Annotated in this window: 12 protein-coding genes; 3 read left to right on the forward strand and 9 right to left on the reverse strand. The window is 71.7% G+C overall.

Features of this window, described 5'->3' with window-relative positions; translation table 11 throughout:
• Nucleotides 1-36: 36 nt before the first annotated feature.
• Nucleotides 37-1,665 carry an amidohydrolase gene (locus QMK24_RS29745; protein WP_283469918.1) on the reverse strand — a complete coding sequence of 543 codons (1,629 nt, stop codon included), beginning with the start codon at nucleotides 1,663-1,665 and terminating at the stop codon, nucleotides 37-39.
• 30 nt (nucleotides 1,666-1,695) lie between these two features.
• Nucleotides 1,696-2,136 (reverse strand): Lrp/AsnC family transcriptional regulator, encoded by a 441-nt coding sequence (locus QMK24_RS29750; protein ID WP_138353046.1) that lies wholly within the window; start codon nucleotides 2,134-2,136, stop codon nucleotides 1,696-1,698.
• A gap of 250 nt (nucleotides 2,137-2,386) precedes the next feature.
• On the opposite strand from QMK24_RS29750, the gene QMK24_RS29755 reads away from it, so the two are divergent.
• A complete protein-coding gene (locus QMK24_RS29755; protein ID WP_283469919.1) occupies nucleotides 2,387-2,827 on the forward strand; it encodes a hypothetical protein in 441 nt (146 codons plus the stop codon).
• A 63-nt stretch (nucleotides 2,828-2,890) separates the two neighbouring features.
• Here the strand turns inward: QMK24_RS29755 and QMK24_RS29760 are convergent, their stop codons facing one another.
• From QMK24_RS29760 to QMK24_RS29790, 7 genes are all read right to left on the reverse strand, one after another.
• Nucleotides 2,891-4,066, reverse strand: a complete 1,176-nt coding sequence (locus tag QMK24_RS29760) for an acyl-CoA dehydrogenase family protein (RefSeq protein ID WP_283469920.1) — start codon at nucleotides 4,064-4,066, stop codon at nucleotides 2,891-2,893.
• A 209-nt stretch (nucleotides 4,067-4,275) separates the two neighbouring features.
• Nucleotides 4,276-4,497: a DUF2568 domain-containing protein gene (locus QMK24_RS41965; protein WP_283469921.1), complete on the reverse strand. Its 222-nt coding sequence runs from the start codon at nucleotides 4,495-4,497 to the stop codon at nucleotides 4,276-4,278.
• 29 nt (nucleotides 4,498-4,526) lie between these two features.
• On the reverse strand, nucleotides 4,527-6,662 hold the full coding sequence (locus QMK24_RS29770) for a putative bifunctional diguanylate cyclase/phosphodiesterase (protein WP_283469950.1): 2,136 nt from the start codon (nucleotides 6,660-6,662) through the stop codon (nucleotides 4,527-4,529).
• 98 nt (nucleotides 6,663-6,760) lie between these two features.
• Nucleotides 6,761-7,576: an SAM-dependent methyltransferase gene (locus QMK24_RS29775; RefSeq protein WP_283469922.1), complete on the reverse strand. Its 816-nt coding sequence runs from the start codon at nucleotides 7,574-7,576 to the stop codon at nucleotides 6,761-6,763.
• Nucleotides 7,577-7,849: 273 nt separating this feature from the next.
• The gene (locus tag QMK24_RS29780; protein ID WP_283469923.1) at nucleotides 7,850-9,082 is read right to left on the reverse strand and encodes a chitinase; all 1,233 of its coding nucleotides are present in this window, start codon (nucleotides 9,080-9,082) and stop codon (nucleotides 7,850-7,852) included.
• A 113-nt stretch (nucleotides 9,083-9,195) separates the two neighbouring features.
• Complete coding sequence (locus tag QMK24_RS29785; RefSeq protein ID WP_283469924.1) at nucleotides 9,196-10,080, reverse strand: amidohydrolase family protein; 885 nt, start codon at nucleotides 10,078-10,080, stop codon at nucleotides 9,196-9,198.
• 146 nt (nucleotides 10,081-10,226) lie between these two features.
• Nucleotides 10,227-10,670 (reverse strand): SRPBCC family protein, encoded by a 444-nt coding sequence (locus tag QMK24_RS29790; RefSeq protein WP_283469925.1) that lies wholly within the window; start codon nucleotides 10,668-10,670, stop codon nucleotides 10,227-10,229.
• A 137-nt stretch (nucleotides 10,671-10,807) separates the two neighbouring features.
• On the opposite strand from QMK24_RS29790, the gene QMK24_RS29795 reads away from it, so the two are divergent.
• Both QMK24_RS29795 and QMK24_RS29800 read left to right on the forward strand, forming a co-directional pair.
• Nucleotides 10,808-11,551, forward strand: coding sequence for a TetR/AcrR family transcriptional regulator (locus tag QMK24_RS29795; protein ID WP_502962544.1), 744 nt, complete (start codon nucleotides 10,808-10,810; stop codon nucleotides 11,549-11,551).
• Nucleotides 11,552-11,592: 41 nt separating this feature from the next.
• On the forward strand, nucleotides 11,593-11,883 hold the full coding sequence (locus tag QMK24_RS29800; RefSeq protein WP_283469927.1) for a hypothetical protein: 291 nt from the start codon (nucleotides 11,593-11,595) through the stop codon (nucleotides 11,881-11,883).
• Nucleotides 11,884-11,905: the final 22 nt, after the last annotated feature.

The raw sequence follows: 11,905 nt of genomic DNA on the forward strand, positions 1-11,905 counted from the left end.
AGGGCACACCGTTCGGCCGCATGTGGCCGCTGTGGGTCACTCGTTCGGCCGTGCGTAGACCGTGCGCCCGGCCACCACGGTGCGCAGCGCCACCGGAAGGGCACGGTCCGGCGCGAGGTCCGGCAGTCCCGGCGTGCCCGAGCGCGGGTCGGTGGACCAGTTGGCGACGCGCTCGTCCGGGGCCTGAACCACCAGTTCACCGCCCTGCCAGAGCACGTAGTCGGCGGGCGCGCCCGGCACCAGGACGCCGGTGTCGTCCCGGCCGACCGCCCGCCAGCCGCCCCGGGTGTGGGCGTTGAAGGCGGCACGGGCCGAGATGCGGTGTTCAGGGGTGCGGTGGAAGGCGGCGGCGCGCACCGCGCCCCACGGGTCGAGCGGGGTGACGGGGCTGTCGGAGCCGAGGACGAGCGGCACTCCGGCTCGCACCATGGCCGCGAAGGAGTTGAGCGTACGGGCGCGTTCGGTACCGAGCCGCTGTGCGTACATGCCCTCCTCGCCGCCCCAGGCCGCGTCGAAGGCGGGCTGTACCGAGGCGATCAGACCGAGCGCGGCGAAGCCGGTGATCGCGTCGGGCGTCAGCATCTCGGCGTGTTCGACACGGTGGCGCAGCGCCCGGATCCGGTCCAGGCCGACGCGTTCCGCCGCGGCCCGCACGCCGTCGACGACGCAGGACACGGCGGCGTCGCCGATGGCGTGGAAGCCCGCCTGCACACCGGCTTCCGTACAGGCGGCCACATGGGCGGCGATGGCGTCGGTGCCGAGGAACGAGGTGCCGTTGTGCGGGGCGTCGGCGTAGGGGGCGTGCAGACAGGCAGTGCGGGAGCCGAGGGAGCCGTCGACGAAGAGATCGCCGCCCGCGCCGATGGCGCCCAGGTCCCGGATCCGGTCGAGGCCCGAGGCGTCCTTCACGGCCTCCGCCCAGTAGCCGAAGACCTGGGGACCGGATTCCGCCGCGGCGAGCGCCAGCAGGCCCGTGAGGTCGTCCTCGGAGGAGATGTCGGGGCCGGCGCACTCATGGACGGCGCTGATGCCCAGCGACACGGCATGGCGCAGCGCAGCACGCTGCGCCGCGAGCCGCTGCGCGGGGGTGACGGCGGCGTGCGCGGCGCGGCGTACCGCGTGGTGCGCGTCGCGGGTGAGCGAGCCCTCGGGGTGGTGGCCCGCCAGCTCGCGCACACCGGGGACCAGGTCCAGCAGCGCGGTGGTGACGACGGCGGAGTGCACATCGACGCGGGTGAGGTAGAGCGGACGGCCGCCCGCCGCCTCATCCAGCTCCTGGCGGGACGGCGCCCGCCGCTCGGGCCAACGCGACTCGTCCCAGCCGTGGCCGAGCAGCACCCGGTCGCCGGGGTGGGCACGGGCGAACGCGGCCGTGCGGGCGAGCGCGTCGGCGAGGGAGGCGGCGGCGGAGAGATCGAGCCCGGTGAGCGCCAGACCGGTCGCGGTGGTGTGGACATGGGCGTCGGTGAATGCCGGGGTGACGAGCGCGCCGTCGAGCCGGACCACTTCGTCGACGCCGTCCGCGAAGGAGTCGGCGGCGCCCTCGGACCCCACCCAGGCGACGGTGCCGCCCTCCACGACCATGGCCGTGGCGAAGGGGTCGGCGGGGCTGTAGACGGTTCCGCCGCGCAGCAGCACGGTGGTGGAGGGAGTGCGCTCGTTCATGAGGGACAGTCTCTCCCCTGGCCGGCGCCCTCAGATGCGCGGGGGCCTGGCCTCGTACGGAGTGGACAGTACGACGGTGGTGCGGGTGGAGACCCCGGCCAGGGTGCGGATCCGGGCGAGCAGGTGCTCCAGCTCGCCGGGGGTCGCGACGCGGACCTTGAGGATGTAGTTCTCCTCCCCCGCCACGCTGTGGCAGGCCTCGATCTCGGGGACCTCGGCAAGGCGTTCCGCGATGTCGTCCGGCGCGCTCGGGTCGAACGGCTTGATCGAGATGAACGCCGTCAGTGACAGTCCGACCGCTTCGGCGTCGACGATCGCCGCGTAGCCGCGGATCACCCCGCGCTGCTCCAGACGGCGCACCCGCTGGTGCACCGCCGAGGTGGACAGGCCGGTGGCCTTGCCCAGGTCGGTATAGCTCATGCGCCCATCGGCGACGAGAAGTTCCACGATTTGCTGGTCCAGCTCCTCCACGGCGGTCAACTTACTGCCCCCGGGGGCCTCCGGCACAGCGGGGAGGGGGCACGCGGGCGTGGGACGGCGTGCCGCCCGGGGGCGCACGCGCCTCGTCCGGCACCACATGTGACGAAGGCCACACCGTCTGCGCGGCGCAGCGGCGGCCGCCGTGGTTACCGGTGGCAACGGGCGGGAAGTGCTCGATATGGCCGTGGCCGTTGTGCCCGGCGGGCCCGTTCACGGGCGTTCATCCAAGGGGGATTCCACTATGCGCACCCATGTGCGGCACAGCCGCGGCGACAGTACGCAGCCCGCAGTCGAGGAGGATCACGAACGCGCTGACGCGTTCGACACCGCCGCGCCGGACGCCGAGGAGGCGTTCGACGAGGAGGGCGAGGAGGTCTACGACATCCTGCGGGTGCACTGCCCCGACTGCGCACGGCCGATCGCGCTGTTCGCCGGTGAGGAGCTGCTGCCGGAGCACGCCCTGTGCCCCACGCCGTGGAACCCGTTCGGCCTCACCGTCTGCCCCGGTTCCGGCCGCGCGCTGCGGGACGCGGAGCCGGTGGACGGCATGGAGTACTCCGCGGAGGACCTGGGCACGCTGCTGACTCTGCCCGCCGGACTCGACTGGCGCACCCAGCCGTTCTCGCACGCGGCCGGCCCCGAGTCGCGCCCGGTGCGGGTGCCGCGCCAGCGCGCGGCCTGACCCCGGCGGCGATCGCTCGGAGGCCGGTGCCGCATCCCCGGGGGGTGCGGCACCGGCGCCGCGTTACGGCCTGCTCTCCGGCCCCGCGAGGTGCCGGGCGATGACCATGCGCTGGATCTGATTGGTGCCTTCCACGATCTGCAGCACCTTGGCCTCGCGCATATAGCGCTCGACGGGGAAGTCCACGGTGTAGCCGTAACCGCCCAGGAGTTGCACGGCGTCAGTGGTCACCTGCATGGCGGCGTCCGTGCAGAAGAGCTTGGCCATGGCCGCCTGCCGGGAGAAGTCCCGGCCCGCGTCGCGCAGCCGGGCCGCGGCGAGATAGAGCGCCCGGCCCGCCTCGATCTTGGTGGCCATGTCGGCAAGCATGAACCGCAGCCCCTGGAAGTCCACGAGTGGTCGGCCGAACTGCCGCCGGGTCAGGGTGTAGGCCAGCGCCTCGTCGAGGGCGCCCTGGGCGACTCCGATCGCGCAGGCCGCGATGCCGAGCCGGCCCGAGTCGAGGGCGGACAACGCGATGGTGAAGCCCTGGCCCTCGTCGCCGATGCGGCGCGCGTCGGGGACGGTCACGCCGTCGAAGTGGACCTGGGCGGTGGGCGAGCCCTTCATGCCCATCTTCCGCTCGGGCTGCGCTGCCGAGAGGCCCGCGGAGTCCGCGGGGACCAGGAACGCCGTGATGCCGCGCGGGCCTTCTGCGCCGCTGCGGGCGAGCACGGTGTAGAAGTCGGCGACACCGCCGTGGGTGATCCACGCCTTGGTGCCGTCGATGGTCCAGGTGCCGTCGTCGAGGACCGCGCGGGTGTTCAGGGACGCGGCGTCGGAGCCCGCGGCGGGCTCGGACAGGGCGTACGCGCCGAGCAGCGCCCCGCCGAGCATGGCGGGCAGATGTTCGGCGCGCTGCTCCTTGGTGCCGAAGTGCGCCAGCGCGTGACAGGCGAGGGTGTGGACGCTCACCCCGAGGCCGACGGTGAGCCGGGCGGCCGCCAGCTCCTCAAGAACCTGGAGGTACACCTCGTAGGGCTGTCCCCCGCCGCCGTACTCCTCCGGGTAGGGCAGGCCGAGAAGTCCCGCCTCGCCGATGAGGGCGAAGGTGTCGCGGGGGAAGTGACCGGCGTCCTCCTCCTCCGCGGCCCGGGGAACGATCTCCCGCTGAGCCAGCTCGCGGGTGAGGGCGAGCAGGTCTCGGGCCTCCTCGGTGGGCAGTTGGCGGTCTACCGGCTGCGGGCCGTTGTGGGGCATGGCGGCACGCTCCTCCCTGTCAGGCGCGGCGGCGTCCGCCCAGGGTGTGGCGGTGCCGTACGTCTTGCGGTGCCCATGAAGCCGATGGTCTCCCGCCGGGTCTCGGCGCGGCTTGATCAGCGGCTGTGGCGCGATGGAGTATGCCTGATCGGGCGCCCGCCGTCACGGGGCGAGGGTCCGGACACCGCAAAGACAGGGGCCCCGGGGGGTCAGTTGCTCAGCAGCCAGCGCAGCCGGTCGTACGCCGTGGCGTGGTAGGCGACGAGCGCGGCGGCGTAGCCGAGGGCCACGAGAGGCACTCCCGCGGTGGCGAGGGCGGCGACCGCGGTACCGAAGACGGCGGCCTCCACAGCGAAGCGCACCGGGCCCGGAACGGGGACGGGCGCCTTGCCCGACCGCGACCCGATCGCCACCAGCCACGGCAGCGCCATCACCGCCGCGTCGAGGAAGCCGACGACAGTCAGGCGCTCATTGCGTCCGCGAGCGTCAGTGTATGCAGGTGTTCGGCCGGACCCGGGCGGGCGTAGTACCAGCCCTGGGCGGTGTCGCAGCCGAGCAGGCCCAGATGTTCGGCCTGGGTGCGGGTCTCCACGCCCTCGACGGTGACGGTGAGGCCGAGGGTGTGCGCGAGGGAGACGATCCCCTCGACGATCTTGAGGTCGACGGGATCGGCCGGATGCTGCCGGATGCCCCGGGTGAAGGCCCGGTCGAGCTTGAGGTTGCTGATGGGCAGCCAGCGCAGCGACGAGAGATTGGAGTAGCCGGTGCCGAAGTCGTCCAGGGCGATGTCCACGCCCAGGTCGACGAGCCGGCGCAGCGGCTTGAGGGCGTCTTCGTCGGCGCCGATGAGGGCGCTCTCGGTCACTTCAAGGCACAGGGCGGTGGGGTCGAGGCCGGTCTCGTCCAGCACCGCGGCGACCTCGTCGACCAGCCCCGGGTAGTGCAGCTGGCAGGGGGACAGATTGACGTTGACGCGGACCGGTAGGCCGTCGGCGCTCCGGCGCTGCCATTCGCGCGCCTGCCGGGCGGACTCCTGCAGCACCCAGCGGCCGAGCGGGACGATCTGGCCGGTGCTCTCCGCGAGCGGTATGAACTGGTCGGGCCCGAGGACGCCGTGCAGCGGATGGCACCACCTGACCAGGGCTTCCGCGCCCTGGACGCTGCCGTCGGCCAGCCGGATGAGGGGCTGGTACTCGATGAAGAACTCGCCGCGTTCCAGAGCGGTCGGCAGCCGGTTGGTCAGACCGTGCCGGATGATCGCACGGGCGTCGGAGTCCGGGTCGGCGACCTCGTAGCGGTTGCCGCCCGCGGCCTTGGCCCGGTACATGGTGATGTCGGCGCTGCGCAGCACATCGGCCGCGCCGCGGGTGCCGGTGGGGCCCTCGACGATGCCGATGCTGCCGTGGACGGGCAGCTCACGGCCGTCGAGGCGGACCGTGGTGGACAGCGCCTCCAGGATCCGGTCGGCCAGAGCGGTGACCTCGCCCTGCGTGGCGGGGTTGACGATCAGTGCCGCGAACTCGTCGCCGCCGATGCGGGCCACCAGCTGGCCGGGCGAGGTCACGCACGCCTGCAGCCGCTCGGCGACCGCCACCAGCAGCCGGTCCCCCACGGCGTGGCCGAGGCTGTCGTTGACCGCTTTGAAGCCGTCGAGGTCGAGATAGCACAGGCCGAGGCGGTCGGCGCCTGTCCCGGGCGCGACGGCCTGTTCGAGGCGCTCGAAGAACAGCGCCCGGTTCGGGAGCCCGGTGAGGGTGTCGTGGGTCGCCTCGTGGCGCAGCCGCTCGTTCAGCAGCCGGCTCTCGGTGATGTCCTCCATGAGCGCCAGCTGGTACTGCGGGACGCCGGCGGAATCCCTCAGCAGCGACACGGTCAGGTTGGTCCACAGCACCGTGCCGTCGGTGCGGTAGTACGGCTTCTCGATGCGGTACTCGTCGCGCTCGCCGCGGACCAGTTCCCCGTACAGTCCCCAGACCTCGGGCGCGTCGTCGGGGTGCACCCAGTCGCTGACGTTCCTGGTGCGGACGTGGTGCTCGCCGCCGAACATCCGGGTCAGCGCGTCGTTGACCTCCAGGACCCGGCCGTCCAGGTCGGCGATCCCGATGCCGACCGCGGCGCCCTCGAACACCGCCCGGAACCGGGCCTCGCTGGCCTGCAGCGCCTTCTCCGCCTCCGCCCGGGCGGCGATCGCCGCCCGCGAGATGGCCTCCTGCTCATAGCGGGTGCGTTCGACCAGCGCGGCGGCGAAACCGGCCGCGATGGCGTGCTGCAGCCGGGCGCAGCGCGCGCGGCTCTCATCGGCCGGCAGGGGCGGTCCCGGCGGGCAGTAGAGCACCAGGTACGCGTCGACCACCCGCAGGATGCTGGGCAGCGCCTCGGGGTCGGTGCAGTGCGCGGCGACGAGCGCGGCGCCGACCTCGAAGGCCGGGCGCGGGTCGAAAGGGGTGGCCTGGAGCGCCTCGTCGAGTGAGACGGCCAGCGGGACCAGGTACTCCTCGAACTCGGTTCGCGTCATCGAGGTCGCGGTGGCCGGGTAGATCGCGCGGCTCCAGATGGTCGCGAACCGCCGCAGACCGTCGGCCCGTACGTCCACCACGTCCTGCCCGGTGTCTCCGGTCTCCGCGGGCCGGAGCCGCCGCAGACCGTCGGCCCGTACGTCCTCCCCGGTGTCTCCGGTCCCCGCCGGCCGTGGGGTCACGCCTTGTGTCCCACACCGGCGAATCCCACGAAGGCCGCTGGGTCCTCCTCGTGGCCGGGCGGGGTGTCCGGGCGCCAGTCGGGCATCGACACGAGGCCGGGGGCGACGAGTTCGAACCCGTCGAAGAACTCGGCCACCTCGGCGCGCGAGCGCATGATCAGCGGGGAGCTGGCCTTGCGGTAGACACCCTGCACTCCGCCGCCCTGCTCGGTCGAGATGGGCCCGCCCTCGGTCGAGGCGTGGGTCAGGACCAGGATGCTGCCGGGGGCGAGCCTGTCCCGCAGTTCGGCCACGGCGGCGGCGGGGTCGTCCTCGTCGGCCAGGAAGTGCAGGACGGCGACGAGCAGCAGGGCCACCGGCTGGTCGAAGTCGAGCAGGCTGTCGGCCTCGGGGCTGGCGAGGATGGACTGCGGCTTGCGCAGGTCGGCGGCGGCGATCCGCGCCGTCGGGTTGCCTTCCAGTACCGCCCGGCTGTGCGCCACGGCCACCGGGTCGCTGTCGACGTACAGCACCCGGGCCCCGGGGCTGGCGGCCTGGGCGACCTCGTGGACGTTGCCGAAGGTGGGGATGCCGGAGCCGATGTCGAGGAACTGGGTGATGCCGCGGTCCACGGCGTAACGGACCGCTCTGCGCATGAAGGCACGGTTCGCCTGCATGATCTTCGGGAGGCCGGGAAAGAACTCCATCGCCTTGCGGGCCGCCTCGCGGTCCACCTCGAAGTTGTGCGATCCGCCCAGGTAGTAGTCGTAGATCCGCGACACACTCGGCACCGAGAGGTCAATTCCCTGGGGTGCCCAGGCAGGACGCTCCATCACGGTCTCCAGCTCATCAGATGATCTTGGCCCGGCCAAGATAGCGGCCGCCTCTCGACCCGAGGCTATCGATCACCCGATCGAAGCGGAATATCATCCGGAAATGTTCCGTCCGTTTTCGACGAAGAACACCCGGCATATGCACCTGCCAAAACGCGCAGCTGCGGACTCGCGCACATGTGCGGGTCCACCAGCCGCCGGCCGGTGGACCCGCACATCATCACCTACCGGCAGCCTGGCCCGGGCAGGTTTCCGCAAGGTGTCCGCGAGACGTCAACAGGCGCCCTCGTCCGCCCAGACACCCCATTGGCCCGTGGTGCCGGGCTCTTCGTTCTGGGTCCACCACTTGGCCTTCCACTTGTGGCCGTTGTGGGAGACCTCGTTGCCGTTGACGTAGACGGCCGAGCCGTCCCATGCGGCCACGGTGCACTGGCCGGGCGGCGTCGTCGTCGGAGGCGTGGTGGGCGGGGTGGTGGGAGGCGTGGCGCCCGCGAACTTCACCGAGAACTTGGCGAACTCCCAGGCGGTCTGCGGGACGCTGCTGCAGACGCCGGAGGTGGTGCCGTTGTCCGGCGGGGTGCACTGGCGGTCGCGGTTGAGCGACCAGAAGGTGAACCGGCCCATGCCGTGGCCGGTGGCGTAGTCCAGCACGGTCTGGAAGTCGGCCTGACGGAAGTACTCGCCGGTGTCGCTGCGGCCGTTCATGCCGGAGAAGCCCTCATGGGCGTAGGCGGTGGCGGAACTCCAGCCGAACGTCGACTGCAGGATCGTGTTGAAGTTGGTCAGCGCGCTGGTCTGCGCCGCCGCTCCGTTGAAGCCGCCGTCGAAGGGCATGATGGAGAAGTTGTTGGGCGTGAAGCCCTGTGCCTTGGCCTCGTTCAGCATCTGCTTGCCGAACCAGCCGGTGCCGTCGGCGGTGCCCGCCGTGGTCACCGAGACGTAGAGGCCGGGGTTGTTCTGCTGGAGGATCTTCGCGGCACCGATCTCATGGGCGATCGCGGTGGCGTTCTCGTACTCCGGCTCCTCGAGGTCGAAGTCGATCGCCTTGAGCTGGTACTTGGTGATGACCTGCTGGTACGCGGCGGCGGTCGCCGCCGAGTCGGAGCAGGCCTGGCCGAGCTTGGTGCCGCCGTAACCGCCGATGGAGACCGATACGTCGCCGCCCTTGGCGCGGATGCCGCTGATCACGGAGCCGACCGCGGTGTCGGAGGAGACGGGGCCCGTGCCGTCCCAGGTCGGGCTGCAGCCGCCGCCGTTGGGGGCGAGGATGAACGCGAGCTGGAACGCCTTGAGCCCGGTGGCGTCCATGATCTCGCCGGCGTTAGGGGGGTTGTTGTCCAGGGGCATCAAGTAGGGCGCCGCCGCGTACCAGTTGTTGCCCAGGGCGCCGGCCGTGGCATCGGCGCCGGAGGCCTGGCCGGTGCCGAGAGTGGCGGCGGCAGCGAGACCCGCTGCCGCGAGGGTGGCCGCGGCCACCCCGGAACAGAGTGCTTTGAGGCGCTTCACGTCGTACCTCCTGTGGGGGAAACGCAGCCAGAATCCAACCGTGACGCGAACCCGTCAAGGCTTTGGACTAGACCTAGGACTAAACCACTAGGGGCTCTCGACCAGCCATGCCGTCAGATTCCGAAGAGGATCGAGGCATTGTCGTGGCATACCGCCCGCAGCCAGTCGTCTCCCAGGCCCAGTCGCGCCAGGGATTCCAGGCCATGGGCGTACGCGTACGGGATGTTGGGGAAGTCGCTCCCCCACAGGATCCGGTCGCCGAGGTCCGCGAGCCGCGCGTACTCCCCCTGGGGCAACGGGCAGGCCTCTTCGGAGAAGTCGGTGAACGCCATCGTCGTGTCCAGCAGGACCCCGGGGTACCGGTCGGCCAGGTCGAGGAAGCCGGTGTACTCGGGCATCCCCATGTGCGCGATGACCAGCCGCAGCCGGGGATGCCTGGCCAGCACCCGGGCCACCGGCTCGGGGCCGGTGAACTTGCCTGGCACCGGCCCGGAACCGCAGTGGATCACCACCGGGATCCCCGCCTCGGCCAGCAGCCCCCAGACCGGCTCCAGCCAGGCGTCATTGGGGTCGTAGCCCCCCACCTGGACATGCGATTTGACGACCCGCGCGCCGCCTTCGACGGCCCCGCGCACATAGTCCGCGGCCTCCTCCTCGGGGAAGAACGTGGCCGTGCTCAGGCAGTCCGGCGTGCGGGCGGCGAAGTCCGCCGCCCAGCCGTTCAGCCAGGCGGCCATCCCCCGCTTGTGCGGGTAGACCATCGAGGTGAACGCTCTGACGCCGAACCCGCGCAGCACCGCCAGCCGTTCGTCCTCCTGGTGGCGGTAGGTGATCGGCCAGGGCCGGCCGACCAGCGGGCCGGCGGCGTCGAAGTACGCCCACACCTTGTCCAGCACGCGTTCCGGCATGAAGTGGGTATGCACATCGATCAGACCCGGAAGCCCCAGTCCGCGCCAGAACGCGGTCACCCGTGCCTCATCGGCGCTCGTCGCCACCATGCGCGGCCACCCCTCCATCCGGTCCGCCGGAGCCGCCAGGTCCATCAGGCCCTGTCGGGGCTGTCAGGTCTGCCGGGTCCGTTCGGGGAATGATCGCAGAGGGCCGTGGCCGGTCCGGATGCGGTCGCCGGCCGTTGCCTCCGGCCTCAGGCGGGTGCCCCGCTCTCCGCGGCGGACTTGAGGGCGCCGAGCCAGTCGACGAGCGACGCCTCGAGCCCGGCCCGCATCCCGACGGGGTCGGCCAGCACCGGCTCGCCGTCCCAGGATTCCTGGGTCCGCACCACCACGCCGTCGGCGGTCCGGTCGAAGGTCCACACGTGGATGCCGTCGATCCCGTGGGCGGGGCCGCCCCAGGCGATGCGGCTCATCGGCGTGACCTCGCCGATGGTGGAGGTGATCGAGAGACCGGCGGTCTCCCACTCGAAGACCCCGCCCGGCTCCAGCTCCGTCCGCAGTCGGGCGCCGGTGATGCCGGGGTTCCACCGCGGCCAGGCGTCGATGGCGGTGTGCAGCCGCCAGATCGTCTCCAGGGACGCGTCGATGGTGATGGTGAGGTCGGCGACGGCCGGGGCTTCGTGGTTGATGTCCATGGGGTTCTCCATTTCCGTCGGGTGTGCGGTGGTGACCGTCGTACGGCATCGAGTGCACGGGTTACGGTCAATCGCTTACGTTACACACAATAACAGTTGCTATGATGGATTACGCAACCCAGGAGAGGACACCTTCCGTGATGGCGGCAGCAGCGGGCCCCCGTGCCCGGTTCCGAGAGCAGACGCGTACCGAGATCAAGGACATCGCCTTGCGGCAGCTGGCCGCCGGCGGTACGGACGGCATCGCGCTCACCCGTATCGCCAAGGAGCTGGGCATGTCGGGACCGGCCCTCTACCGCTACTTCGCCAGCCGCGACGATCTGCTCAGCGTCCTGATCCGCGACGCCTACGACGATCTGGCGACGGCCATCGAGAACGCCGTCGCGGCCGGGCCCGGGTCCGGGTCACCCCGCGCCCGGCTCCACGCGCTGGCCGGCGCCTTCCGGGCCTGGGCCGTCGGGCAGCCGCACCGCTATCTGCTGATCGCGGGCACCCCGGTCCCCGGCTACACCGCCCCACCGGACACCCTGCTGCGGGCCCGAGCCGCGCTCGGCCCGTTCATGGAGGCGTTCGTCCACGGGCGGCCGAACGCGGAAATGCTGACCCTGGTGAGCCAGATGGACGCCTGGGCCAAGGCGGACACCGCGGTCGCAGACTGGGTCGCGGAGCACACGGGCCCCTGGGACCCGCCGGATTCGTCGGACTCCCACGACGGCGCGGCGACGGCTCTCGCCGGGGCCGTACTCACCTGGTCCCAGATGCACGGCGCGGTCAGCCTCGAAGTGTCGTCCCAGTTCAGCGGCATGGGCCACAGCCCTTCGACGCTGCTGCGCGCGTCACTCGACGCGCTGGCCGACGCCTTCGGCCTCCCCGCCGCCTAGGTCAGGTCGCAATTGTCGGGCAGGCGGCGGATCCTGACCCCATGGGAAACACCTATCGGGGCTGGGCAACAGTGATCGCCGACGGAACCGGTTCACCGGTCGAAGCCGATCTGTACGCGATCCAGGAGAAGGGCCGTCTGTCGGCCTGGCACGGCAGCATCCACACCGGCAGCGGCGGAAGCCCCTGGGCGGTGCGCGGCAAGACGGTGGATCTCCGACTGCCCAACGGGCGGCAGGGAGAGTGCGTCATCACCAAGGTGATTCCGGAGACGGGACGTGCCGAGGTCACCGGCAGCGGCCCCGTGCCGTTCGGATCGGAGCACGAGAGGTAGTCCGCGGGTAGTCCGACGCGAA

The organism is Streptomyces sp. PH10-H1, assembly GCF_030063355.1.
Classification (GTDB): domain Bacteria; phylum Actinomycetota; class Actinomycetes; order Streptomycetales; family Streptomycetaceae; genus Actinacidiphila.

Excerpts from the sequence above, each read along its gene's own strand:
- QMK24_RS29760 (WP_283469920.1), bottom strand. The coding sequence starts at position 4,066 with ATGCCCCACAACGGCCCGCAGCCGGTAGACCGCCAACTGCCCACCGAG.
- QMK24_RS29785 (WP_283469924.1), bottom strand. The coding sequence starts at position 10,080 with ATGGTGGCGACGAGCGCCGATGAGGCACGGGTGACCGCGTTCTGGCGC.
- QMK24_RS29745 (WP_283469918.1), bottom strand. The coding sequence starts at position 1,665 with ATGAACGAGCGCACTCCCTCCACCACCGTGCTGCTGCGCGGCGGAACC.
- QMK24_RS29775 (WP_283469922.1), bottom strand. The coding sequence starts at position 7,576 with ATGGAGCGTCCTGCCTGGGCACCCCAGGGAATTGACCTCTCGGTGCCG.
- QMK24_RS41965 (WP_283469921.1), bottom strand. The coding sequence starts at position 4,497 with ATGGCGCTGCCGTGGCTGGTGGCGATCGGGTCGCGGTCGGGCAAGGCG.
- QMK24_RS29800 (WP_283469927.1), top strand. The coding sequence starts at position 11,593 with ATGGGAAACACCTATCGGGGCTGGGCAACAGTGATCGCCGACGGAACC.
- QMK24_RS29790 (WP_283469925.1), bottom strand. The coding sequence starts at position 10,670 with ATGGACATCAACCACGAAGCCCCGGCCGTCGCCGACCTCACCATCACC.
- QMK24_RS29755 (WP_283469919.1), top strand. The coding sequence starts at position 2,387 with ATGCGCACCCATGTGCGGCACAGCCGCGGCGACAGTACGCAGCCCGCA.